Genomic DNA, 25,989 nt, shown 5'->3' on the forward strand with positions numbered 1-25,989 from the left:
AAAATAGTTCAGCAGAAATTATTCTGCTGAACTATTTTTTTTCACATTAGGTAGCCGTTTCAGGCCACGAATCGGTTTTACTTTTAAGACATCTAAGAAGAAAGTGAAAACAGGGATTCCTACAATAAGTCCCCATACACCAAAAAGACGCTCACTAACTAATAAAATGACAAACGTATAAAAGATTGGTAACTCTGTTTTACTAGACATGAATTTAGGATTTAGCACGTAAGATTCAAATAAATGGACGATTGTAATTAAAGCTAAGATATAAATCACATCGTTCAAGCCACCTTGGGAATAAGCGATGAAACTTAGCGGAATGCAGGAAATAATCACACCAGCAACTGGGACTAAGCTCAAAATGAAGATCATAATGGCTAAACTAGGTAGCTGAGTAAAGCCGATTATCGCCAAGGCCAAGGTAGTAATGACTGTATTCACCACAGCAATGAAAAACTGAGCTTCCATTACGACACCAAATGTGTTGACGAACTTGTTGGCAAAATAATAGATATCCTGAAAAAACCAATCAAAATCACTTTTTAAAAATAACTTAGAAAAATCAGCCATTTGCTTCTTCTCAATCATAAAGAAGAAACTTAAAATAAAGGACATGACAAATGATAAGCCGACAGCGCCAATATCTTGAATGTAGCGTAAAATCATTGAAGCGCCATTCTGGAGTTGAGAGAGTAAGTTAGATTTTTCCAAGTATTGATCAATAAATTGCAATACTTGATTTGTATCTGTATGTGGACTTTGATAAAAATCAACTACAGAATTAATCATTTGAGTCGTTTGGTTAACTAGAACGGGAACATATTTAGTAATCGCTAAATAGATTAGAAAAACAACCAATGCATAGGTTAAGAGAACGATGACAATCGTCGGGATTTTCATATAGCGTTGAACAAAATGGACCAAACGAACAGCTAAATAGGTAAAGATAAATGTTAAAAGAATTGTTGTAATCATGCTTCTGGATAAATAAAGCACAAAAATAATCAAAGCAAGGACGCAAAAACGTCGCAAACGTTCATTTTGAATAAATTTTTGATACAAACTCATAGGGGAAACTCCTTCTTTACTGAATAATCAATCCTGTTAAGAATAACATAACCATACCGATGGCAGCTAGGCCGCAAACAATAATATGGCGACGTTTGTACATCACTACAATGGCGATGAACTCTCGAATAAACGCGTTAGGTAAAAAATAAAAAGCGGTTTTTGCACCAATGCCATCAGCTTTTAAGCCAGCCATTCGAGCGAAAAGGCCCGCTCGGAAAAGGTGATAATTGTTTGTAGTAAAAATGGCTTGGAAATTAGCATTTCCAAAATCCTCAATCATTGTTTCTTTGGAAAAACGCATATTTTCTAGTGTGTTTTTTGAATGAGCTTCTACTAAAATATCATCATCAGGAATACCTTGTGTCAAAGCATACATTTTCATCGCGACACTTTCAGGAAGTAATTCATCAGGGCCTTGGCCACCAGACATGACGATTTTTGGTGGGTTTAACGTTGCGCGATTTTGAGCCTTGTAAAATTGAATGGCTTTGTTGATGCGGGCTTGCAATAACGGCGGCACAATCTCACCATTGATTAACCCCGAACCTAACACAACAATATAATCCTGTGTATATTTTGGCTGATTAAATTGATACAACGTAGAAACAGTTAAAAAATTATAAAAAACAAACGCGAAATAAGTCAAAATAAATGGCGCAATAGTTAATGGTAAGGAGAGCCACGTTGGTAACAACGATTGAAAAAAGAAATTATAAATTAATAGTAATGTTAAGCCAATTGCCAGCAACAACGTCAACAAGTTCCCTAGAGACCGACCTTCTTTTCTCATAACAACGACCGCATTCCAATAGAGGAAAATAATTAAGGCATAGAGTCCTAAAGCCAAAGCGATAAAAATTGCCAGCAGGGCAATAATTGCTAAGGTGATTAGAAAGTAGTTGTTTGTACGAATCGCAGTAATCCCTAAATAAGTCGCTAGAACCACAAGAAAAATATTAAATAATGTTCCATTCAGTAAACGCCTTTTTTCTTTGAAGTAGAAGAGCGCAAACAAGCCAAAAAAAGCAATGGGAATTAAAAAGAAGGCTGTGCCACGAATGATTTCTAAATATAAAACATATGAGAAGAACATAAAGACGGTCCAGCCAAACATCCACGGCAACCAATCGTGTTCTTTTTTCTTTTTCCGCCACGAGGGAATGAAAAAGAGACCCAATAAATAAACACCTAAAAAGGTTAAATCACCATAAAATTGCATAAATAAACTCCTTTAAAACATTTTTCCTCTTCAGTATAACGAAAACTCTTCAAAAAAAATAGAGGAAGCACTTAGTTTCAGAAAGTTTTCTTGTTCTTTTTTTTTATAAAAAAAACCTGACGATTAACGTCAGGTTTTTAAGTCAGTATTGTTTAATTAAGCTTTAGTAACGTTAGTTGCTTGAGGGCCACGTTGACCTTCTTCGATTTCGAAAGTTACTGCTTGACCTTCTTCTAAAGTTTTGAAGCCGTCACCTTGGATAGCTGAGAAATGTACGAATACATCGTTTCCGTTTTCTGCAGTGATGAAGCCAAAGCCTTTGTCTGAGTTAAACCATTTTACTGTACCTGTTTCCATAATAAATATCCTCCTAGATGTGTGTTATAACACATTCATATTTTGCAATTACTTGAAAGGTGAAAAATGTGGAAGATGTTTATTTGAAACAGCTACCCATATTACCGAACAAAAACTACATCTATTACTATAGCATACTAACTGGTTTTTGTATAGCGATAACCTTATTTTCTTTTTTATCGGATGTTTTTTAAAAACTAGAAAGTGAAGATAAGGCTGTTATAGTGCTGTTTCAATAAGTCTCAGAAAAAAAGCCCATTGTAAGGCGCTTTCTTACAATGGGCTTTTTGCCTGTTTTTAATAACGGAGGATAGCCGCTAAAGATTTTTCATCTGGTGCAGCTTTTTGGTCTAATACAAAAACTTGACCGCCGTTTTGAATAACTTGGTAAGCAATGGTGTTTAAAAGTTTGCGACGATCATACTCTTCAGATGACATTTCATTGTTTTCAGTAACAAAGAGTGACGTTGCAATAAAAAGATGGGAAATTTTGCCGTCAGCTGCCGCTGGCGAAATATCTGTAAATTGATCTAAGAATTTACGATCTAGTAATTTGTTATAAGAAGCTGTTTCTTTTTCTGTTAACTCTGCAGCTATTTTTTCACTAGCGCTGCGGATATCTTGAATGGTTGCTTGTGCAGGTGAAGCAGCAACTGAAATTGAGCAATCATAATAAGGGTTTTTAGCAATCTTTTTAAAGAGTGTTTGGTTTTCTGGTAAAGCATAAAGATAAAGCGGTAATTTTTCAGGATTATCCAGTTGATCTTTTAAGAAAGTATCGACTGCTTGATAGTAGTTCACCCAATCAATTTCAACTTCTTTATCTTTAGTATTGATGCTATGATAAGCGACACCTTCTTTAGAACCGTTAGAACTACCTTGAGTGGAAAAGTTTAAATTACCACCCGTTAATTCATCACCTAAAGCTGTGACCACGTCTGTTGGTGCATCTTTAGGCAATTCAACAGGAGTCACAGTCGTATGATCGACCTTGTAAAGTTTCATTGAATCGCGATTTAGAGCAAGCAGGTAATAATGGTAGTTAAATTGTTTGTCTTTGACTAGTCCAAGTAAATAAGGAATCGTGTCCACGTAATATTGATCGTCAACGGGCACATCTAATCGTTGAACAAAGGTGTTTTCTGGAGATAAGATGATTGAAACACTTGCTGTGCCGTTGCGCCAGAAGGAAGCATCAGCTAGAAGTGCGTCAATTTTTTCTTGGAAAACAGCCCATTTTTCCTCAGGAAATTTTTTTTCAAAGCGTGTTTTTGCCGCTTTTGCAAAATTTTTCAAAACAAGCGAATCTTTTTCTACGTTTTGATGAGCGACATGGGTGTTAAACAAGAAAGTAACAAACGGTCCATGAACTTCTTCAGAAAATAATGTTGATAAGCTATCTTTTTTTTGATTTGCCATAATAAAATCCCCCTTCTAAAAGTAAGTGTAGCACAGGAAATCGAATGTTTAAAACAATATGTTCAATAAAAGAAAACGCTTTAAAGAATTTAAATAAAGGACTGTTAATGGTGTTCTAATAAAAGTTTTATAAAAAATATAGCTGAAACTCATGATAAAAAAGGCACAAACTACTATACTTACGTTATGCCAATTATCCCGAATTGGTTTTTTCATACTTACTCCTACCAAGAGTAAATAACAACCTTCATTTCCACCACAGACGACGGTCGTGGTGGTTTTTTTTGTTTAGGTTCTAGTTTTTGCTATCAATTGACTAGGAGAAGTGAACGTTCTTTAAGAATTTGTCATTTCAAATTTACGGAACCGCAAGAAACGATTTGCTTCTTCCTCTAACTGAGTAATTTCTTCTTCTGTTAACTCTTCCGTAGTAATGTGAATATGTAACTCTTTTTGTGTGCTTTTCATAGGTGCCTGATGATTAATCTCTGTTTGTTGGGTGCGGCCCATTAAATAGTCCAAGGAAACAGAAAAATAGTCTGCTATTTTTAAAAGATTCTCTACTTTAGGCGAAGAGGTATCCCAACGACGAATTTGTCCATTGGAAATGCCGACGTTTCTTTCTAATTGGGCGAGGGTTAATTGCTTTGACTGAGCTAGTTGTTTAATGCGAGAAATTAAGGTCATTTCAAGTCCTCCTTGCGTTTTCCGTTTGCTAATTTTAAATTAGCGTAAAAGCGAATGGTTGTCAATTGCGAGCGTGTAATAAGAAGGTGAACATCTCATGAGTGATTTTTTAGAAAATTTCCGATGAAAAAAAGAAGAAATAGAGTTATTATTAGTAAGTAAACTGTTTTGGAGCGAGAGGGGATGAATCAATGGAGAAAATTAAAAGTTACCAAGAGGATTCTGAAGTGCAGAAAAATCGTTGGTGGATCTTAGTTTCTGTGGCTATGTTTACCTTCATGTCTACATTAGATTCCAGCATTGTAAATATTGCTTTACCGACTATTTCAAAAGAAATGTCCGTACCCATGAATCAAGCGGAATGGGTCGTATCTATTTATTTAATGGTTGTCTGTGCTTGTTTATTATTATTTGGAAAAATTGGCGACAGTTTTGGAAAAATAAAAGTTTATCGAATTGGCACGGTTATTTTTACGATTGGTTCGTTACTTTGTGGCTTTAATCAATCGCTGAGCTTTCTATTATTTGCGCGAGTCGTTCAAAGTATTGGTGCTAGCATGACCATGGCGACCAATTCAGGAATTATTACGGAAGTATTCCCTTTAAATGAAAGAGGGCGGGCGCTTGGTGCAGTAGGAGCCTTTGTCTCTTTAGGCGCGATTGCTGGTCCTGGGATTGGTGGATTGATCTTATCAAACTTTTCTTGGTCGTATATTTTTTGGATTAATGTTCCTGTGGGGCTAGTTACAATTTTAATTGGTGAAAAGTTTCTACCAAAAGATATTACAAAAACAAAAGAAAAAATCGATTTTTCAGGATTCGCTTGTATTGCCATTGCGATTATGACGTTCTTCGGCGGGATTTTCCTCGGACAAGAGAGCGGGTTTGGCTCGTTACAATCCTATTTATTGTTCATTATTGCAGTAATCGCACTAGGATTATTTATAATGGTTGAACGGAAAAGAAAAAGCCCACTTATCAAGTTTGCAATTTTTAAAAACAAAATTTTTACGTTAAGTTTATTGTCCGCCGTTTTAATTTTTGCCTCAAACTTTTTTGTAAATGTTGTCATTCCATTTTATTTGCAGGATGCACGCAAACTAAGTGCTAGTTATGCTGGTCTATTAATGATGGTATTTCCGTTATTAATGGTGGTTGGGGCTCCTCTGAGTGGCTATTTGACGGATAAAATTGGCCCAGGTATTTTAACATTTGGCGGATTGTTGCTCTTGTGCTGTACGTCGTTAATGTATATGTTTTTAGATATGAATTCGCCTATCTGGTATTATGTGATTGCAACAGCCATTATGGGCTTGGGAAATGCACTTTTCCAGTCTCCAAACAATACAATGGTTATGAGCAGTGTTGAAAAGCAAGATTTAGGTGTAGCAGGAAGTATGAATTCTTTTGCTAGAAACTTAGGAATGGTCATTGGGATTGCGTTGTCAACGACCATTTTATATCGTGGTATGAGCGAAGCCTATGGTGAACGAGTAACCACGTATCTGGCTAATCGCCCAGATATATTTATTGTGGGAATGCGTGAAACCTTTTTTGTCGCCTTTCTATTATGTGTGGCGGCCTTTATATTAACGATTTTACGTTTTCGGAAAACAACCAAATAAGTAAAAAGAAACAGACGAGAAAGATTCATGATTTTTCTCGTCTGTTTCTTTACTAGCTAAGAAAATAAGCAAATGCGATTGTATATTTCTAATTCTCTGTTACAATAAAGAAAGTAAACTGTACTAAACTGTACTACTTTTAAAAATGAATTTGACGATTAATTATCATAAGATTGTGTAGAAAATACCGTAGGAGGAATACAAATGGAACTGATAGGACATGGACATTCATGTATTGAAATTCGTCTAAACGACGGCACGAACCTTTTATTTGATCCTTTTATTAATGGCAACCCTTTAGCGGACGTTTCACTTGAAGATTTACACCCTGATTACATCTTAATCACCCACGGACACAGCGATCATATTGGCGATATGCTAGCAATTGCTCAAGCCAACAAGGCAACGATTATTGCGATAGCTGAAGTGGCTACGTATGCACAGTCGCAAGGGGTAAAAGCGCATGGAATGAATCTAGGTGGGCGTTATGTCTTTCCTTTTGGTTCGGTTAAATTTGTGCCAGCTTTGCATAGTTCCGGTTATGAAATAGACGGCGTAATGACCTACATGGGCGAAGCAAGTGGGATTATTTTAGAAGCAGAAGATAAAAAAATTTATCACGCTGGTGATACGGCGTTGTTTTCAGATATGCGCCTTTTTGCAAAAGACAAATCCATTGATGTAGCGTTCTTACCAATTGGTGATAATTACACGATGGGACCAGAGGATGCGCTAGAAGCAGTCTCTTACTTAAATCCCAAAATAACCATTCCAATTCATTACAATACCTTTCCTGTTATCCAACAAAATCCAGCAATATTCGTAGAGCAAGTAGTTGGCGGGAAAGTATTAAAACCAGGAGAGACGATCCTAGTTTAGGAGGAAATTATGGCGACGAAACATGATCAAATTTTAAAACATATTGAAGAATTACCAATTGGCGATCGAATCTCTGTTCGAAGCATTGCCAAAAGTTTAAGTGTTAGTGAAGGAACAGCGTATCGGGCCATCAAAGATGCAGAAAATATTGGGCTTGTTTCCACCATTCAACGTGTTGGTACGATACGAATTGAGCGGAAGTTAAAAAAACATATTGAAAAATTAACATTTGGTGAAGTGGTCCGGATTATTGAAGGGGATGTGTTAGGCGGTAGCTCTGGTCTAGACAAAGTCCTTAATAAATTTGTAATTGGTGCGATGACAGAAACCGCGATGACGCGATATATTACTCCCGGATCCTTAATGATTGTTGGTAACCGCCAAGGCGTGCAAAAGCTTGCTTTAGAAAATGGGGCAGCCGTTTTAATTACAGGTGGATTTGAAACATCTGAAGAGATTGCGCAGTTAGCAGATCGTCTGGGTATGCCTGTCTTGAGAACCACATATGATACATTTACTGTGGCTACTATGATTAACCGTGCTTTAAGTGATCAGCTGATTAAAAAAGACATTTTACTCGTCAGTGATATTTATACAGCGCTTGAAAAAACCAATTATTTATTGACAACTCAGACGATTGCAGATTATCAGGCATTATCTGAAAGTACCCATCATTCTCGTTTCCCAGTAGTAAATAAGAAATTACGTTTAGTGGGGATTGTCACAGCCAAAGATGTCATTGGTAAAAGTGAACATTTAACCGTGGATAAAGTCATGACAAAGGATCCCAATGTTGTGAAAAAGATGATGAGTGTAGCGAGTGTCAGTCATCAAATGATTTGGGATGGTCTAGAAGTCATGCCGGTGGTGGAAGATGATTTAGCGCTTGTTGGGATTGTTTCTCGCCAAGATGTGATGAAAGCTATGCAATTGGTGCAACGACAACCACAAATTGCAGATACAATTTCAGATCAAATTTCCGGGGAAGTGATGCCTGTTGAAGAAAATGGCAAAGAAACAACCCGTTTTCGTTTTTCGGTTGCGCCCCAAATGGTTAACAGTGTTGGTACCATCTCGTTTGGTGTCCTAAGTGAAATTATTTCTAACGTGACACAACGAACAATGTTGATGAATCAAAAAAGAAATGTATTAATTGAACAAGTGAATCTACATTATTTGCGGCTAATCCAGTTGGAAAGTGAATTGGACATTCGTCCACGGATTTTAGAAATTGGCCGTCGCTCTGCAAAATTAGATATTGAAGTTTATTTAGAAAATGTCATTGTGGCAAAAGCAATTGTTGTTTGCCAAGTGATGGAGAGAACGTAGGAGGCTACAAAGAATGGACGTAGTAAAAGAAATTATGGCAGCAATTAAACAATATGAAACAATTATTATTCATAGACATCAAAGGCCCGATCCAGATGCAATTGGCTCACAGGTTGGGTTAGCAGAACTCTTAAGAGCGAGCTTTCCTGAAAAAAATATTTATCAAGTAGGCGGACCAGTGGAAGGCTTAGAGTTTTTAGCTGAAATGGACGTTATTACTGACGATGTCTATCGAGGTGCATTAGTCATTGTAACAGATACTGCAAATGCTCCACGAATTAGTGATGCGCGTTTTTCTTTAGGCGATCAATTAATTAAAATCGATCATCATCCGAATGATGAACCTTATGGAGATTTAGTTTGGGTGAATACAAATGCAAGTAGTTGTAGTGAAATTATTGTTGATTTTTGGCAACAGCATTTAGCAGAATTAACGATGACAGATAATGCAGCTCGTTTATTGTATGCTGGGATTGTGGGGGATACAGGACGTTTTCTTTATCCTTCCACTTCGGCGCATACACTCGCTGTCGCTGCGCAATTGCGTACGTTTAACTTTAATGCCGCAGACTTAAATCGTGAGTTAGACCAAATGCCTTTAAAGGTTGCTAAATTAGCGGGTTATATTTATCAAAATTTAGAAATCGACGCAAATGGCGCTGCTCGTGTCGTTTTACCACAAAGTATTTTAAACAGTTATGATATTGTCGATTCTGAAACGGCAGCCATTGTTTCAATGCCAGGAAAAATTGAAGATGTTCTCTCATGGGCAATCTTTGTTGAACAGCCAGAAGGTTATTATCGCGTTCGATTACGTTCCAAAGGACCAATCATTAATACAATTGCTAAAAAACATCATGGCGGCGGCCATCCTTTGGCAAGTGGCGCTAATGCACGTGATGCGGCTGAAATTGAAGTGATTTACCAAGAAATCCAAGCAGCTTGCCAAAAGTGGGCTCAAAAATAAATAAGTAATTAGAAAGTAGTTATCGGACGTTGATAAATCATTAGGACTACTTTTCATTCACTAGAAAATAAGGTAAAATGAAAAAGAATTATTTTTTACAAAGGAGAACGTTAATGACAGAGCAATTACCAAACTGCCCTGAATGTGGGTCGGCATATGCCTATGAAGATCGCGGATTATTTATTTGTCCAGAATGCGGTCATGAATGGTCACCAACAGAAGAAGTTGCAGAAGAAGGCTTAGTAGTTAAGGATTCAAATGGCAATCTTTTAGCGGATGGTGACAGTGTTACTGTAATCAAAGATTTGAAAGTTAAAGGTGCCAGTGGCGCAATTAAACAAGGCACAAAAGTGAAAAACATTCGTTTAGTGGAAGGTGATCATAACATCGATTGTAAGGTAGATGGTTTTGGTCCAATGAAGTTAAAATCAGAGTTTGTTAAGAAAAATTAAATTTCATTTGAATGATGAGACAGTAAGAGTCTAGGACACAACCATCGTCCTAGACTCTTACTAATGTTTATCGGTCTTGTATTTTATCATTGTACGAAGGCCGTGCCAAGCGTTGTAAAGTGTGAGGATTAACCCGATACCTAAAGGAATCCATAACCATTGCGGAGAATAAGCGGCATCTTTTAACGTTTCAGGGTTGATGGTCCATGATTCTTGCAATACTTGGAAACTAAAAACCATGAGAAATGTTGAAATAAGTAACAAAATAAACCGTAAATAATGAATCGTTGTTTGACGGTGAATCAGTGCAAAGAGTAAGTAGAGCACAAGTAAAAATAGCGGCACTCCAAACGCAAAATATGGCTGTAACATGAGAACGTCCTCCTTTTTCTTAATGATACTGCAAAGGAGAGGATTTGCAAAATAAAATTTATTGTTGGTACATTTTTTTAGAAACAAGTATAGTGTTATTGAGGCATTCATACTTGAAATTGTTTATCTTGGAGGAATTTTTATGGCAGTATATAGCGAACCAATTAAATGGGCAATCATTATTTTCCCGTTTCTAGCATTTTTTATTTCTGGGGCATTATTAATCTATGAATACCGCAAATATGGTTCATTTGTTTGGACACGAGCAATGATTTTGTATTCATTTGTTTTTTATTTATTATGTGCCTATTTCTTGGTAATTTTACCGTTGCCATCTCGGGCAGAAGTGGCTCAATACACAGGACCAACAATGGAACTGCGGCCTTTTCATTTTATTTCAGGGATTTTAAACGAAACTGTTTTTTCGCTCAAAGATCCTAGTACGTATTTGCCAGCATTAAAACAGCATGCCGTTTTAGAACCACTGTTTAATGTTTTATTAGTTTTACCTTTTGGTGTGTATTTACGGTATTATTTCAAATATTCATTTTTAAAAACAGTTCTTGCGAGTTTTTTATTGTCATTATTTTTTGAATTAACACAGTTATCTGGCCTTTATTTTATTTATCCACGTTCGTATCGCTTGGCGGATGTCAATGATTTAATTAATAATACCGTCGGAGGCATAGTTGGTTATTGGTTGACGCCGCTCTTTACCTTTTTATTGCCAACAAGAGAAGAAATTGATGCCACCTCTTATGAAAAAGGGCAGACAGTTAGCCTGTTAAGACGTTTCTTTGCATGGGGAATTGATTGGTTGGTGATTGGCTTTGTGCAAGGCCTGCTCGTTTTTGGACTAAATTTCATTCCAGCTTATAAAAATTGGGCAACCAATTATCCGATTTTTTCAGATCGGATGTGGTTCTTTATCATGGTGTTTGCGGTCTTTATTGTCATGATGAAACTGACAAATGGTCAAACGTTAGGGAAAAAAGTTGTTCGCATTCGGGTGGTTGAAACAGGACATGAAAAAATTCGTTTAAAAGCTTTGTTTGTTCGCTACGGTTATTTGTATTTTGTGTATGGTTTAATTAGTATTTATCTAGCTAATGCCACTGATTTATTGAATTCTTCTAATCGGATGTTGCAAATGGTGTCGTTGCTTCTGTATTTGTTCTGTTTAATTTTATATTTACTATTTTTGATCAACGTTTTGTTAACCTTGATTCGTAAAAAACGGCGTTTGTTTTATGAAAAAGCCAGCCACACTTATACAGTCAGTACATTAGAAGTTGCGAAAACAAAGGAATCAGCAGGTGAGTAAAAGTTGTTTTTGTGTTATAATGCCAAAGTGCATAAAGAATTTAACGAGAAGAGGTGAGGCAAGTGCCTTCATTTAAACAATTTCAATTTCAACCTTTTATCAACGAAGCACTCGCAGAAAAAGGGTTTGAAGAACCAACAGAAGTCCAAGAAAAATTAATCCCAATCATTAAGAAAGGGAAAAGTGTCATTGGACAATCGCAAACAGGAAGTGGAAAGACGCATACTTTTTTACTTCCGTTAATGGATAAAGTTAAGCCAACTATCGACGAAGTACAAATTGTGATTACTGCGCCTAGTCGTGAATTAGCCAATCAAATTTATCAAGAAGCGCAGCAACTGGCTCGTTTCAGTCAACCAGAAATTCGAGTGTCAAATTTTGTTGGCGGAACAGATAAACAACGTCAATTAAATAAATTAAAGCATCAGCAACCTCATGTGGTGATTGGTACACCAGGGCGGATTTTAGATATGATGAATGAACAAGCCTTGAAAGTGCATACGGCTTTTGCCTTTGTTGTCGATGAAGCAGACATGACATTAGATATGGGCTTTTTAGCAGAAGTCGATCAAATTGCTGGTCGTTTGCCAGAAAAATTACAAATGCTCGTTTTTTCTGCAACCATTCCAGAAAAATTACGACCATTTTTAAAAAAATATTTAGAAAATCCAGTGATTGAACATATCAAACCAAAAGCAGTTATTTCAGAAACAATTGACAATTGGTTGATTTCCACCAAAGGAAAAAACAGCAATCAAATAATTTATCAATTATTGACTATCGGGCATCCTTATTTAGCGATTGTTTTTGCAAATACTAAACAAAGAGTTGATGAAATCACCGATTACTTAAAAGATCAGGGCCTAAAAGTTGCCAAAATTCATGGAGACATCACACCACGCGAAAGAAAACGTGTGATGCGTCAAGTTCAAAATCTTGACTACCAATATGTGGTAGCTACTGATTTAGCCGCACGTGGGATTGATATTGAAGGGGTTTCACATGTCATCAATGCAGAAGTTCCACATGAATTGGACTTCTTTATCCATCGGGTTGGCCGCACAGGACGTAATGGATTGAATGGGACTGCCATAACATTATATTCACCAGCGGATGATGATGCGATTACTCAGATTGAGCAGTTAGGTGTTTCTTTCAAACCAAAAGAAATTAAAAATGGTGAGATTGTAGAGACGTATGATCGCAACCGTCGAACAAAACGAGAAAAATCTCGAGAAGAATTAGACCCAACGTTAATTGGTTTAGTGAAAAAGAAAAAGAAAAAAATTAAACCAGGATACAAGAAAAAAATTAATTGGGCAATTGAAGACAGCAATAAGAAAAAACGTAAAATTGAACGTCGTCAAAAAGATCGTTCTGCTAGAAAAGCAAAAAAGAATTCTTCTAACTAAAAACGTTGTGGATTATAAAAAGTAAGGGACTAGAATCGTAAAGATTTTAGTCCCTTACTTTTTATATGATAAATATTTAAGTCACTTTTAAAATAACTCTTTTTTAAAAGTAGTTATCGTTAAAAGTAGAGAAAATTACCGATTAATTGTAAAGATTTTTGTCGAAAACATCAAAATGTTAGTATTAAACATCAACATTTTGATGTTTTCTCAAGAAAAAAATAATAAAATTACAGAATTTTTGGCGTGTTTTAGCAAAAAGTAGGAAGTTTCGGCACTTTTTTTGTTAAAAAATCAGCTTTATTAGTAGATATTAAAGGAAATTCATTTTTTTTTACGGAGGATAAAAAAATTTTACACACAAAAAAAATCATTTTCTAATATAATATAAATAACCACCAAAATAAAGAATAAAGGAGCGAAGAGAGATGAAGATAAAAAGGTGTTTATTAACCAATCGATGGAGAAAACACGCGATTTGGTAACGTATTTTGATTGGTGCGTTTAGTTATTGGTAGCAGAAAGAGTTCTAGGAGGAAAGAAGAAATGAGAAGGATTTTGGTATTAACAAAGAACATTTTAGTTGAGCAAACATTTCAGCAGCAATTACAACATTTAAATTATGAAGTCTTTTGTACGAACTGCTGTGAAGAAACTATAGAACATGAGTTAACTTTTTTTAATTATTTTGATGCAATTGTATTAAGCGAAACACTTTCTCAGAACGATTGCTTGAGATTATTAGGAAGTCTTTCATCGTTAGAGAAGCCGATTTATCGACGTTCACAATCGATGTGTAATAAACGTGAAGCAGAGATTTGGCAGGAAAGAGGTATTATCCGGTGGTTAGGCCTCAAAGATTCATTGGAAGATATTCGTGAAAAAATTGACACGGTCGATCAAAGTTTTGCCGAAGTCACAGCCGAGCTACTTGATGACCAAGTAAAAAAGATTCGCTTTACAAAAAACGAACAACGCTTTTTAAAAATCTTGTATCAGCATGCCCACGAAGGGTTGGATCGTGATCAAATTTGTCGCTTGCTTTGGCAGAAAGAACCAGATGCTTCTACAAAATCGCAGCTGTCTTTCGTATGTAAACGAGTGAAACAAAAATTTAGTGATGCAGGTATGAACGAAGAGATTATTACAACCTCTTGGGGAAAAGGGTATCAAATAAATGAACAAATTTTGCCTTATTTAGAGCAAACGTTATTTGAAACAGCTCAGTAAGGAAAGATTCCTACGAAAACAATTGACTTTTTAGCAGATCTTTCTTATACTTTTGACTATAAGCTAAAGGATATGAGGAATCTTATTTTGATCACAGAAAGCCGTTCATTGCTGAGAGAAGGGCATCAGATAAATTTACTTGCTCCCTTTAGATGGACTTGATAGAAATATCAACGCGACTCTGCGTTATAGAGCTTAAGAGGTAATGATCCAACATCATTGCAATCAAGGTGGTACCGCGAGCAATCGTCCTTGACTGCAATGGTGTTTTTTGTGTTCACAATCTGCCGCTTAAGAGGGTACAAAACATAAATAGTTAATTATTAATAGAAAGTAGGAAAATCAATGAAAGAATTAACAAGTAGTCAAGTTCGTCAAATGTATTTAGACTTCTTTAAGTCTAAAGGACATTCAGTAGAACCAAGCGCTTCTTTAGTACCAGTAAACGATCCAACATTATTATGGATTAACTCTGGTGTTGCGACCTTGAAAAAATATTTTGATGGCTCTGTTGTGCCAGAAAATCCAAGAATTACGAATGCTCAAAAATCTATTCGTACAAATGATATTGAGAATGTTGGGAAAACGGCTCGTCATCATACAATGTTTGAAATGTTAGGGAACTTCTCAATTGGAGATTATTTTAAAAATGAAGCGATTCACTGGGCCTGGGAATTTTTAACTGGTGCTGAATGGCTTGCTTTTGACCCAGAAAAATTATATGTGACTGTTTATCCGAAAGATACAGAAGCAAAACGCATTTGGCGTGATGAAGTTGGTTTATCTGAAGATCATATTATTGATGTAGAAGATAACTTCTGGGATATCGGTGCTGGTCCAAGTGGTCCGGATACGGAAATCTTTTATGATCGCGGCGAAGAATTTTTAGATATTCCAGAAGATGATCCAGAAAATTATCCTGGTGGCGAAAATGAACGCTATTTAGAAATTTGGAACTTAGTGTTCTCTGAATTTAACCATACACCAGAAGATACGTATGAACCATTACCACATAAAAACATTGATACGGGCATGGGCTTGGAACGTGTTGTATCTATCATTCAAGATGCACCAACAAATTTTGAAACTGATTTATTTATGCCAATCATTCATGCGGTAGAAGCTTTAGGAACCAACGTGAAATATGGAGATGCACCACAAACGGATGTTTCCTTTAAAGTGATTGCTGACCATATTCGTGCCTTATCCTTTGCAATTGGTGATGGTGCGCTTCCTTCAAATGAAGGTCGTGGCTATGTGTTACGTCGTTTATTACGTCGTGCGGTAATGCACGGGAAAAAATTAGGCATTAATGAAGCCTTTTTATACAAATTAGTGCCTGTTGTTGGCGAAATCATGGTAAGCTACTATCCAGAAGTATTACAACAAAAAGACTTCATCGAAAAAGTGGTTCGGACAGAGGAAGAACGTTTCCATGAAACCATCAATGAAGGTTTAAGCATGTTAAATGAGGTTATTAAAGAAGTTAAAGATGCAAAAGGCGATACATTAGATGGAAAAATTATCTTCAAACTTTATGATACTTTTGGCTTCCCAGTAGAATTAACGGAAGAAGTTGCAGAAGATGAAGGCTTGAAAGTCGACCATGCTGGGTTTGAAACAGAAATGGAAGCACAGCGTGAACGCGCTCGTTCTGCCCGCAGTAAAGAAACTTCAATGGGTGTTCAATCTGCTTTATTAACAGATATTAAAGTAGAAAGTAAATTTGTTGGCTATACAGAATTAACACATGATAGTGAATTATTTGTTATTATTCAAGGTGACGCACTAGTAAATGAAGCATCTGCAGGAACAGCCGAATTAATTTTTGCTGAAACACCATTTTATGCTGAAATGGGTGGACAAATTGCTGACCGCGGCTATGTAAAAAATACCGCAGGGGAAGTCGTTGCCAACGTGGTGGATGTGAAAAAAGCACCAAATGGTCAATTTTTACACAAAGTAGAAGTTTTGGCGCCATTAGCAGAAGGTCAAATTTATCAATTGCAAGTGGACGAACGGATGCGGACACGTATTTTGAAAAATCATACGGCAACCCATTTATTGCATCGTGCTTTAAAAGATGTGTTAGGGGAGCATGCCAACCAAGCAGGCTCATTAGTTGCACCAGGACATCTACGTTTTGACTTTACTCATTTTGGGCAAGTTACATCAGAAGAACTAGCGCGGATGGAAGCCATCGTTAACGAAAAAATCTGGGAAGCTATTCCTGTTGTCACAATTGAAACAGATATTGATACAGCGAAAAACATGGGCGCAATGGCGTTATTTGGCGAAAAATATGGTAAAGAAGTCCGTGTAGTTAATATTGGGGATTACTCTATCGAATTATGTGGTGGAACACACGTTGCTAATACAGAAGATATCGGGATTTTCAAAATTGTTTCTGAATCTGGGATTGGTGCAGGAGTACGCCGTATTGAAGCAGTAACGAGTAAAGAAGCGTATCAACTTTTACAAGAAGAAGAACGTCAATTGAAAGAGATTGCTACGTTAGTTAAATCACCTCAATTAAAAGAAGTGGTTACGAAAACAGAGCAATTGCAACAACAATTACGTGATCTACAAAAAGAAAACGAACAATTGGCTGGCAAATTAGCGAACCAACAAGCTGGTGACATTTTTAAAGATATCAAAGAAGTCAACGGTGTTCGTTATATTGCTGCTCAAGTCAATGTTAAAGACATGAATCAATTACGCCAATTGGCCGACCAATGGAAACAAAAAGAATTGTCTGATGTACTAGTTCTGGCAACTGCACAAGATGAAAAAGTAAGCTTGTTAGCGGCTATGACAAAAGACATGAACGGAAAAGGCTTAAAAGCCGGTGACTTAATCAAAGCAATTGCGCCAAAAGTTGGCGGTGGCGGCGGTGGTCGTCCTGATATGGCTCAAGCTGGTGGGAAAAATCCAGCAGGTATTGCGGATGCCTTAGCAGAAGTTGAAAACTGGTTGGCAAATGCCTAATTAAAAATGTTTTCCCTATTATTAATATAAGGAGAATGCTCTTTATAGCAATAATGACAGCCCTCTTCAAAGTTATGAAATTGATTTTGAAGGGGGTTCTTTTTTATAAGTGATTAAGGAGAGAAAACAGTAGTTTGCACGAATGTGTAAGTTTTCATCTTCAATTGACAATGGTATAATAAGCAACGGAGGAATCAAAAATATGAATGAAAATCAATTATCAAAACGTCTCGCAACGGTTGGTGATTTAATCCCTAGAGGAAGTCGCTTAGCAGACATTGGTTCAGACCATGCTTATTTACCAGTTGCTTTAATGTTAGAAAATAAACTGTCTTTTGCTGTGGCTGGGGAAGTGGTAGAAGGACCTTATCAATCTGCCAAAACCCAAGTCAGTAAATCCAATTTGACGGATAAAATTATCGTACGTTTAGCGAACGGGCTAGATGCAATTGAACCTGAAGATCAAATAGACGTCATTAGTATTTGTGGAATGGGCGGCACATTAATCCGAGATATTTTAGAAGCTGGACGCAAAAAAAATCGTTTAACAGGGAAGGAACGCCTTGTTTTACAACCGAATATTGGTGAACCAACTTTACGCCGCTGGTTAATGGCAAATGACTACAGTATTATTGATGAAACAATCGTGGAAGAAAACCGTAAATTGTATGAAATTATCGTAGCCGAAAAAACAGAGCAATCCGTTTCTTATACGGACCAAGAATTACTATTTGGGCCAGTTTTAATTAAAAAACAAGGACCGGTTTTTACTAAAAAATGGCAACGAGAATTAAAACAGCGCAAAACTGTTCTTGCACAACTAGCAAAAGCAAGTGGAGAACATATTGAAAAACAAGCGAAACTACAGCAAGACCAACAATTAATTGAGGAGGTGCTGGCCAATGGCTGTGAACGGTAAGACATTGATTCGACGTTTCAATGACTATTGTCCCGAGTGGCTAGCTGAAACGGGAGATCCTGTGGGCTTGCACATTGGTACGTTAGATAAACCAATTGAAAATGTGATGGTTACCTTAGATGTTCGTCCTGAGGTCGTTGCAGAAGCAATTGAGAAGCAGGTTGATTTAATTATTGCGAAACACCCACCTATTTTCCGCCCAGTTAAGCGATTAACCACAGATAATTTTCAAGAAAAAATGTACGCTGATTTATTAAAACACGATATTGCTGTTTACGCAGCGCATACTAATATGGATATTATTGACAATGGGCTAAATGATTGGTTTTGTGAATTATTGGGAATTAAACAGACCACCTTTTTAACTAAAACACATACTGTTCCTTATAAAAAATTAGCCGTTTTTGTGCCAATTGATGAAGCTCCGCAAATGAGAGAAGCTTTAGGTCTAGCTGGCGCTGGAGCTCAAGGTGATTATTCTAAAACAAGTTACTCTTTAATTGGAACAGGACGTTTTACACCAACACAAGGAGCAAATCCCACGATTGGCGAAATTGGTCAAGAAAGTGTCGTCCAAGAAGCAAAAATCGAAGTGATTTTCCCTGAAACTAAACAAGAACAAGTTCTTGCAGCTATGTTACAGGCGCATCCTTATGAAGAACCGGCGTATGATGTTTATACCATTGAAAATCAATCAAAAGAATTTGGTTTAGGTCGGGTTGGAGTATTAGACAAGCCTGTGAGACTCTCTGATTTTGTACAGCAAGTCAAGGAAGCTTTCCAATTGGATGGCTTGCGGGTCATTGCAAAAGATGATACTAAAATGATTCAACGGGTAGCCATTTGTGGTGGAAGTGGTGAAAAGTTCTATCATGATGCATTACGTAAACAAGCCGATGTCTATATTACTGGTGATGTGTATTATCATACGGCACATGACATGATTGCTGAAGATTTACCAGTTATCGATCCTGGTCATTACATTGAAGCGCTTTGTAAGCCAAAACTTGTGGAATTAATGAATCAATGGAAACAAGAAAATGAGTGGGCTGTATCCATTTTTGAATCAGAAGCGAATACCAACCCATTTCGTTTTAAATAAAAAAATGAAGATTAAAGGAGTGTTCTTTTATGTATGAAAATTTATTACCTCGTTTTTTACGCTATGTGAAAACAGAAACACGCTCAGATGCAACTAGCACAACGACACCATCAACACAAACACAAGTAGCCTTTGCACAAACCTTAAAAAAAGAATTAGAAGAATTAGGGATGAGCGATGTTATTTATAACGAAACAAATGGTTTTGTGATTGCTACGTTACCTAGTAACGTGGAGAAAGACGTTCGTTCAATCGGCTTTATTGCCCATATGGATACGGCTGATTTTAATGCAGTGAATGTTTCTCCGCAAATTGTTGAGAACTATGACGGAGAATCAACGATTCCTTTAGATAAAGAAGGCAAATTCACTTTAAACACGAAAGACTTTCCTAACTTAAAAAATTATCGTGGTGAAACACTTATCACAACCGATGGTACCACTTTATTAGGAGCTGATGATAAATCAGGTATTGCGGAAATAATGACAGCCATGGAATATTTAATTAATCACCCAGAAATTAAACATGGCACCATTCGTGTGGCTTTCGGTCCCGACGAAGAAATTGGTGTAGGTGCCGACAAATTTGATGTCGCTCAATTTAACGTGGATTTTGCTTATACAATGGATGGCGGACCAGTAGGTGAATTACAATTTGAAACGTTTAATGCGGCGCAAGCAGAAATTACAATTCAAGGGAAAAACGTTCATCCAGGAACAGCAAAAAATACAATGATTAATGCGTTACAATTAGGAATTGATTTCCATAATGCCTTACCTGCTGACGAAGTTCCAGAAAAAACAGCAGGTGAAGAAGGCTTTTATCATTTAGCAGCGTTTGCTGGAACGCCAGAAGAAGCTACAATGACGTATATTATTCGCGATCACAATCGCGAGATTTTTGAAGCACGTAAAGCTAAAATTAAAGAAATTCAGCAAACATTGAATGCACCATTTGATGAAGAACGAATCAAAGTTGATTTATTTGATCAATACTATAATATGCGAGAAGTGATTGAAAAAGATATGTCCATTGTCGAAATTGCTAAACAAGCAATGGAAGAATTGTCAATTCAACCAATTATTGAACCTGTTCGCGGTGGAACGGATGGCTCAAAAATTTCTTATTTAGGGATTCCAACACCAAATATCTTTGCTGGTGGCGAAAATATGCATGGCCGTTTTGAATTTGTTTCATTACAAGCCATGGAAAAAGCGACCAATGTGATTATTAAAATTGCTGAATTAAATGCAAAATAAATGAGGCACTCAATAGGAAAGTAAGAAAACGGGCAACCGAGAACTTACTTTCCTGTTGTAGTTTCATGAGTCATTGAAAAATTTTTTGCAATTAGAATCAGAACAAGGTATCCTAGTACAGTAACTAGTTAGGAGGCCAGAAAGAATGCTTCAGTGGATAGTAATCATTTATTTCCTCGTCATTAATTTAGTATTGTTTAGTATGATGGGTTATGATAAAAAACAAGCAAAACGTGGGAACTGGCGTATTCCAGAACGCCGCTTATTGACGATAGGACTTGTCGGTGGCGGTCTAGGTGGGCTAATGGGACAAAAGAAATTTCATCATAAAACCCAAAAACCAGTTTTTGCATTGTGTTATTCAATTGGCGTAATCGCGATGATTAGTTGCATCTATCTAACGTTTAAGTAAGAACAAAAAAGGAGAAGCGATGAAAGGAAAAGTAAAAATTGGCTTAAATATGTTGTTAATGATTATCGTTTTAGGCGTAATCTTTTATGTCATGGATAATTCATTAAGTGATATTTTTGCTCAACTGATGGAAACGAGTTGGCTGGTGCTGATTGCTGTTATTTTTTTTGGAGTAGTTTATCAATTTGCAGAAGGGCGCTCAATCAAGGAAATAGCTCGTTATTTTAACAAAGACTTTACAACAGTGGATGGTTTTTTTACTTCTTGTTATGTAGCATTTTATCGAATTATTTCATTTGGCACGGGAACCTTGCTTTCAGAAATTTATTTTTATAAGAAAAAGGGAATTCCTGTTTCTAAAAGTGTGGGGATAACGGCATTACATATGATTATGTACAAAGCAGCCGTGATTTTTTTAGCAATTATTGGTTTGATTATTCAATTTTCCCTGTTTTATGAAAATGCGCCTAAGATGATTCCATTCATTTTAGCAGGTGTTATTTTAACATTAGTAATAATTGCAGCATTACTTATTTTATCTAGTAGCTTAAAGTTGCAAGTTTTATTGGTTAAGTTTGCCAATCGTTGGTTTAAACGACCAAAACTAAGAGATTGGGTGGATAATTGTAATTTACAAATCTATTCCTTGCGGGCAGCTGTCCAAACAATTACACAAGATCGCTCAGCGTTGCTTCGAATCTTTTCATGGAATGTATTTAAATTATTATTTTGGTACATTATTCCTTACATTGTTTTAGTAGAAAATCACCCGAATATTGATTTATTATTAGTGATGTCCTTTACCAGTTTTGCTGTTATTCTTTCAGGAGTTATTCCGACACCTGCTGGCATTGGTCCATTTGAATTTGTTTACTTATTGTTGTTTAAACCATTGGTCGGCAATGTTGATGCTGTAGCATCTGTTTTACTGTATCGATTTGGTAGCTTTGTGTTACCCTTTTTGATTGGCTTGGTTTATGTCGCCATTGAGAAACGAAAATCATTACGCATTGAGATTGAAGAAATAAAACGTCAAACAGATGAATAAGATAGAACGAGAAAAAGAGCGACTCTTTTTCTCGTTCTTTTTTTTTAAAAGGAATTGACTTGTACGAGGGATGTCTTATAATAGACTTAATACATGACTAAAAAATATTTTTTTGAACTAATAAAAATTATGGTAAAGGGGTGGCGAAAATTATTGCTGATTGTACAGCAGTGCTGTTATGCGGCGGGAAAAGTTCACGGATGGGATTTGATAAAGCATTATTGAAAATTCAAGGCCAATACGTGATCTTGCAAACAGCTGAAAAGTTAATGGAACTGTTCGAAGAGGTTATTTTAGTAACGAATGATAGTCAAAAATTTCCTAAAGCGTTTAGAAAATGCACAATCATTCAAGATATGTATCTTGGAAAGGGGCCATTAGGTGGGATTGTGACAGCAATGAACTATACTCAGAAAGCTGAAGTGTTTGTAATTGCCTGTGATATACCAACTTTTTCTCCTAAACTTGTGTATCAGTTAGCCTCTAAGCGTGGACAAAATCAAGTAACAATCTTTGACTTTGAAGGTCGTCAAGAACCATTATTTGGCTTTTATCGATGTTCTTGTTTACCAACATTTCAAAAACAGCTTGCGCAAAATAACTATCAGGTTCGCCAAGAATTTGAGCGTCTATCTGTAAAAACGGTGCAACTATCAAAAGAGAATCAACTTAAAAATGTCAATCGAAAAGAAGAATTGTCTCAGTGGTATCGATAAAAAGGAGGAATCGTAATGGATTTTTTCAGTAGTGAAGAAATAGTTGCAAGCTTAGGTGATAAGGCAGAAATGAAAGGGAAATTATCGTTTGTTCGACTCTGTATTTTAGGCATCATGGCTGGTTTTTGTATTGCACTGGGTTACTTGGCGTTTATTCGTATCACTGGAACCGCCCCCACAGAATGGGGAAGTTTTAACAACTTTCTGGGTGGAGCTTTATTTCCAGTTGGATTGATAGCGCTTACTTTTGTTGGTGGTGAGTTAGCAACAGGCAATATGATGGTAATGACATTAGGCGTATTACAGAAAAAGGTTCGAGTGGGCGCTCTTTGTTATAACTGGCTAGTTGTTTTATTGACCAATTGTCTAGGCGGATTTCTTGTGGCGTATTTATTTGGCCATATTGTTGGGTTAACTGAAGGTGCGTTTCTGGATAAAACAGTCGCAGTTGCTCAGGCGAAAATTGCTGATCCACCGATAGTTGCTTTTGTTTCAGGGATTGGCTGTAATATTTTTGTTTGTTTAGCGGTTTATCTCGGAGCGTTGGCAAAATCATATTTAGGTAAAATGTTTGGCTTGTGGTTTCCTGTCATGGTTTTCGTTGTTTGTGGGTTTCAACACGTGGTCGCCAATGCATTTATTATTCCAGCGGCAATTTTTTCACAAAGTACCACAATCAGTTGGTGGGATTATTTGCAGAATACATTATGGGTATTTTTAGGCAATGCAGTAGGGGGCAGTCTTTTTATGGCCGTACCATTGATCTTTATGACAAAACCAGCAACTGTCAAACCAAGAGTTGAGAAAACGATTCAGACGGAGGAGCTCTATGGCAATTGAGATACCAAACATGATTCAAATTGGTTCTACTGGTCGGAATAGTGGCAAAACGACATTAGCCGAAGCTCTTATTAAACAGTACCAAGAAGTCTATCCAATTTATGGCTTGAAGATTATTACGATTAGTGGTCAACGAGGGGTGTGTCAACGAGGCACAAAAGGATGCGGAATTTGTACCAGTATTACAGCTGGTTATGAATTAGTAGAAGAGCAAGAGACGATTGGCAATAAAGATACCATGAAATTATTAGCTGCAGGCTGTCAAAAAGTTTTTCTATTGAAAGTTTTTCAAGAAAATTTGGCGGAAGCCATTCAGCAATTTCTGAAAGCTGTGCCGGCCCAAGCATTAATCATTTGTGAATCAAATTCATTACGTAATGTTGTGCAGCCAGGACTATTTCTTATGATGAATAACCAGAATCGCCAAAAAGAATCAGCAAAAAAAGTTATAGATAAAGCCGATTTTTGTTTACTATCTGCTGAAATACCAAAAGAATTGCGTATCTATTATCAAGGAGAACAACTTCAAGTTTCACTAAAAAGGGGGAATAAAAAGGAATGTGTGCATTAAGCTTAATTGAAAAAGAAGCGATTATTCTAGAAAACGATGCTGATCCACAACGAATTTTAAATATTTTAATTGAATTACAATTTGCTTCAGAAGAAGGGTATATCGATCAGGAGACAGCTCAATTAGTTGCAGAGCATCTACATTTAACGGAAGCGCGAGTCTATGAAATCGTCAGTTTTTATGCCATTTTAAAGACGGAACCGCAAGCGAAGTATGTCTTGAAGATTTGTAACAGCACACCGTGTCATTATACTGGTGGGGCGATGGTTGCCGAAGTTTTAGAAACCATTTTAGAAGTGCCAGAGAATCAGCCGACCCCAGATGGCTTATTTATGTATCACAGTATTCCTTGTATCGGGGCTTGTGATTTGGGTCCAGTAATTAAAATTAAGGACACCGTTTTTAGTCAACTAACAGAAGAGAAAATTTATCAATTAATTCAACATTTACAAAATGATTGCTATGAAGGATTGTAGGAGGTGAGTCAATGCTTAAGAGAAACCAACCAATGTTATTAGAGAGAATGGGAAAAATGCAATCTGCGACCGATGTTGCTGAATATTGTAAATACGATGGATTTGATGGTTTAAAAAGAGCAATTTCACTATCGGATGAAGAAATTTTAAACGAACTGGATGTTGCTCACTTAAGAGGTCGCGGTGGAGCAGCCTATCCTTTAGGAAAAAAATGGCGCCATCTTTATCATGCAAAAGGAACCACAAAGTACATTGTTTGTAATGCTGATGAAGGAGAACCAGGGACCTTTAAGGATAAAGTACTTTTGTCTGAAGATCCATTGAGTGTGATTGAAGGAATGATCATTGCTGGCTATTTATTTTCAGCAAAAGCTGGTTATATTTATATGCGAGGAGAATATCGCAGAATCCAAAAAACATTTCAAGAAGCACTGGATAATGTACGACAAGCTGGCTTTTTAGGGGAAAACATTTTAGGAATTGAAGGATTCAATTATGATATTACGATTATTTCTGGTGCTGGCGCCTATATTTGTGGGGAAAATTCAGCACTTTTAAATTCAATTGAAGGAAAAACGGGGCGGCCGCGTGTCAAACCACCACACTTAGCAGATGTTGGTTTATATTTGCAACCAACATTAGTAAATAATGTTGAATCATTTGCAAGTGTTCCTGTAATTTTAAGAGAAGGTGGACAAGCCTTTTTAGAGATGGGTACTGCCGATGGTGGCGGAACAAAGCTAATTTGTTTGTCTGGACATATTAAAAATCGGGGCTTATACGAGGTCAACCTTGGAACACCATTAGAAGAAATAATTTATGGCGAGCAATACGGCGGAGGCTCTGCAACTGGTCGATCATTAAAATTTATTCACTTCGGTGGACAATCCGGTCCAATTGGTGCTGTCGCAACGTTAAGGGATTGTTTGTATTCCTACGAAGATTTATGGGCCCATGACTTATCTGTCGGCTCTGGTGCAATTGTAGTAATGGATGATTCAGTCAATGTTGTGGACTATTTAGTACACGTGGCGGCCTTTTTTGCTCATGAGTCCTGTGGTAAATGCACCCCTTGTCGATTGGGAACAACTAGGATTTTGGAATTATTGAGTAAATTCAATCGGAACGAGGCAACAGCTAGTGATTTGCCACGATTGGAAAAGATGCTCACGCATGTCACGCGATTATCAGCTTGTGGTTTGGGCCAATCCGTCGCAAATCCAATGAAGAGTGCATTGGATTTGTTTCCAGAAGAATTTGAAACGACTGCTGAAACAGAAATCTATGCCACCAGCAAAGGAGGTTGGTAAAA

Annotated in this window: 25 protein-coding genes; 19 read left to right on the forward strand and 6 right to left on the reverse strand. The window is 36.8% G+C overall.

Going from position 1 to position 25,989, the window contains the following annotated elements; all coding sequences use genetic code 11:
• Window positions 1–18: 18 nt before the first annotated feature.
• The 5 genes from IGK82_RS05890 to IGK82_RS05910 all read right to left on the reverse strand — a co-directional run bounded on the left by IGK82_RS05890 (window position 19) and on the right by IGK82_RS05910 (window position 4,756).
• Window positions 19–1,071, reverse strand: coding sequence for an AI-2E family transporter (locus IGK82_RS05890; RefSeq protein WP_002357754.1), 1,053 nt, complete (start codon window positions 1,069–1,071; stop codon window positions 19–21).
• A gap of 16 nt (window positions 1,072–1,087) precedes the next feature.
• Entirely contained in the window at window positions 1,088–2,293 is a 1,206-nt protein-coding gene (locus tag IGK82_RS05895; protein ID WP_002382277.1) for a YdcF family protein, read from the reverse strand.
• 156 nt (window positions 2,294–2,449) lie between these two features.
• Entirely contained in the window at window positions 2,450–2,650 is a 201-nt protein-coding gene (locus tag IGK82_RS05900) for a cold-shock protein (RefSeq protein WP_002357750.1), read from the reverse strand.
• Between the two features lie 297 nt (window positions 2,651–2,947).
• Entirely contained in the window at window positions 2,948–4,069 is a 1,122-nt protein-coding gene (locus IGK82_RS05905; protein WP_002357749.1) for a hypothetical protein, read from the reverse strand.
• A gap of 336 nt (window positions 4,070–4,405) precedes the next feature.
• Window positions 4,406–4,756 (reverse strand): helix-turn-helix domain-containing protein, encoded by a 351-nt coding sequence (locus IGK82_RS05910; protein ID WP_002379404.1) that lies wholly within the window; start codon window positions 4,754–4,756, stop codon window positions 4,406–4,408.
• A gap of 191 nt (window positions 4,757–4,947) precedes the next feature.
• On the opposite strand from IGK82_RS05910, the gene IGK82_RS05915 reads away from it, so the two are divergent.
• The 5 genes from IGK82_RS05915 to IGK82_RS05935 all read left to right on the forward strand — a co-directional run bounded on the left by IGK82_RS05915 (window position 4,948) and on the right by IGK82_RS05935 (window position 10,008).
• Entirely contained in the window at window positions 4,948–6,381 is a 1,434-nt protein-coding gene (locus IGK82_RS05915; protein WP_002357746.1) for an MFS transporter, read from the forward strand.
• Between the two features lie 204 nt (window positions 6,382–6,585).
• The gene (locus tag IGK82_RS05920) at window positions 6,586–7,260 is read left to right on the forward strand and encodes a metal-dependent hydrolase (protein ID WP_430605164.1); all 675 of its coding nucleotides are present in this window, start codon (window positions 6,586–6,588) and stop codon (window positions 7,258–7,260) included.
• 9 nt (window positions 7,261–7,269) lie between these two features.
• Entirely contained in the window at window positions 7,270–8,589 is a 1,320-nt protein-coding gene (locus IGK82_RS05925; protein WP_002357743.1) for a DRTGG domain-containing protein, read from the forward strand.
• Window positions 8,590–8,602: 13 nt separating this feature from the next.
• Window positions 8,603–9,556: a DHH family phosphoesterase gene (locus IGK82_RS05930; protein WP_002389219.1), complete on the forward strand. Its 954-nt coding sequence runs from the start codon at window positions 8,603–8,605 to the stop codon at window positions 9,554–9,556.
• Window positions 9,557–9,669: 113 nt separating this feature from the next.
• On the forward strand, window positions 9,670–10,008 hold the full coding sequence (locus IGK82_RS05935; protein WP_002357741.1) for a zinc ribbon domain-containing protein YjdM: 339 nt from the start codon (window positions 9,670–9,672) through the stop codon (window positions 10,006–10,008).
• Window positions 10,009–10,068: 60 nt separating this feature from the next.
• Here IGK82_RS05935 and IGK82_RS05940 read toward each other — a convergent pair whose 3' ends face one another.
• Window positions 10,069–10,467 carry a hypothetical protein gene (locus IGK82_RS05940; protein WP_002382283.1) on the reverse strand — a complete coding sequence of 133 codons (399 nt, stop codon included), beginning with the start codon at window positions 10,465–10,467 and terminating at the stop codon, window positions 10,069–10,071.
• A gap of 55 nt (window positions 10,468–10,522) precedes the next feature.
• Here IGK82_RS05940 and IGK82_RS05945 point away from each other — a divergent pair, with 55 nt between their 5' ends.
• The 14 genes from IGK82_RS05945 to IGK82_RS06010 all read left to right on the forward strand — a co-directional run bounded on the left by IGK82_RS05945 (window position 10,523) and on the right by IGK82_RS06010 (window position 25,987).
• Window positions 10,523–11,704 carry a VanZ family protein gene (locus IGK82_RS05945; protein ID WP_025194184.1) on the forward strand — a complete coding sequence of 394 codons (1,182 nt, stop codon included), beginning with the start codon at window positions 10,523–10,525 and terminating at the stop codon, window positions 11,702–11,704.
• A gap of 53 nt (window positions 11,705–11,757) precedes the next feature.
• A complete protein-coding gene (locus tag IGK82_RS05950) occupies window positions 11,758–13,116 on the forward strand; it encodes a DEAD/DEAH box helicase (RefSeq protein WP_016622251.1) in 1,359 nt (452 codons plus the stop codon).
• Between the two features lie 546 nt (window positions 13,117–13,662).
• Window positions 13,663–14,346: a helix-turn-helix domain-containing protein gene (locus IGK82_RS05955; RefSeq protein ID WP_002381934.1), complete on the forward strand. Its 684-nt coding sequence runs from the start codon at window positions 13,663–13,665 to the stop codon at window positions 14,344–14,346.
• A gap of 345 nt (window positions 14,347–14,691) precedes the next feature.
• Window positions 14,692–17,334, forward strand: a complete 2,643-nt coding sequence (gene alaS, locus IGK82_RS05960; RefSeq protein ID WP_002363875.1) for an alanine--tRNA ligase — start codon at window positions 14,692–14,694, stop codon at window positions 17,332–17,334.
• A 202-nt stretch (window positions 17,335–17,536) separates the two neighbouring features.
• Window positions 17,537–18,253 carry a tRNA (adenine(22)-N(1))-methyltransferase gene (locus tag IGK82_RS05965; protein ID WP_002357733.1) on the forward strand — a complete coding sequence of 239 codons (717 nt, stop codon included), beginning with the start codon at window positions 17,537–17,539 and terminating at the stop codon, window positions 18,251–18,253.
• Window positions 18,237–19,355, forward strand: coding sequence for a Nif3-like dinuclear metal center hexameric protein (locus IGK82_RS05970; protein WP_002357732.1), 1,119 nt, complete (start codon window positions 18,237–18,239; stop codon window positions 19,353–19,355). The genes IGK82_RS05965 and IGK82_RS05970 overlap by 17 nt, the downstream gene beginning before the upstream one ends.
• Window positions 19,356–19,384: 29 nt before the next feature.
• Complete coding sequence (gene pepT, locus IGK82_RS05975) at window positions 19,385–20,614, forward strand: peptidase T (RefSeq protein ID WP_002360428.1); 1,230 nt, start codon at window positions 19,385–19,387, stop codon at window positions 20,612–20,614.
• Between the two features lie 145 nt (window positions 20,615–20,759).
• Window positions 20,760–21,026 (forward strand): DUF1294 domain-containing protein, encoded by a 267-nt coding sequence (locus tag IGK82_RS05980; protein ID WP_002360427.1) that lies wholly within the window; start codon window positions 20,760–20,762, stop codon window positions 21,024–21,026.
• Between the two features lie 19 nt (window positions 21,027–21,045).
• Complete coding sequence (locus IGK82_RS05985; protein ID WP_002360426.1) at window positions 21,046–22,074, forward strand: lysylphosphatidylglycerol synthase transmembrane domain-containing protein; 1,029 nt, start codon at window positions 21,046–21,048, stop codon at window positions 22,072–22,074.
• A gap of 140 nt (window positions 22,075–22,214) precedes the next feature.
• Complete coding sequence (gene mobA / locus IGK82_RS05990; protein WP_002357726.1) at window positions 22,215–22,790, forward strand: molybdenum cofactor guanylyltransferase; 576 nt, start codon at window positions 22,215–22,217, stop codon at window positions 22,788–22,790.
• 15 nt (window positions 22,791–22,805) lie between these two features.
• The gene (locus tag IGK82_RS05995; RefSeq protein WP_002360424.1) at window positions 22,806–23,630 is read left to right on the forward strand and encodes a formate/nitrite transporter family protein; all 825 of its coding nucleotides are present in this window, start codon (window positions 22,806–22,808) and stop codon (window positions 23,628–23,630) included.
• Window positions 23,620–24,201, forward strand: a complete 582-nt coding sequence (locus IGK82_RS06000; RefSeq protein ID WP_002357724.1) for a hypothetical protein — start codon at window positions 23,620–23,622, stop codon at window positions 24,199–24,201. The genes IGK82_RS05995 and IGK82_RS06000 overlap by 11 nt, the downstream gene beginning before the upstream one ends.
• Window positions 24,189–24,677, forward strand: coding sequence for an NAD(P)H-dependent oxidoreductase subunit E (locus tag IGK82_RS06005; protein ID WP_002357722.1), 489 nt, complete (start codon window positions 24,189–24,191; stop codon window positions 24,675–24,677). Before IGK82_RS06000 ends, IGK82_RS06005 begins: the two co-directional genes overlap by 13 nt.
• Before the next feature lie 11 nt (window positions 24,678–24,688).
• Window positions 24,689–25,987, forward strand: a complete 1,299-nt coding sequence (locus IGK82_RS06010) for a complex I 51 kDa subunit family protein (RefSeq protein WP_010709392.1) — start codon at window positions 24,689–24,691, stop codon at window positions 25,985–25,987.
• Window positions 25,988–25,989: the final 2 nt, after the last annotated feature.

The organism is Enterococcus sp. AZ197, assembly GCF_050556405.1.
In the GTDB taxonomy this organism is placed as follows: Bacteria; Bacillota; Bacilli; order Lactobacillales; family Enterococcaceae; genus Enterococcus; species Enterococcus faecalis.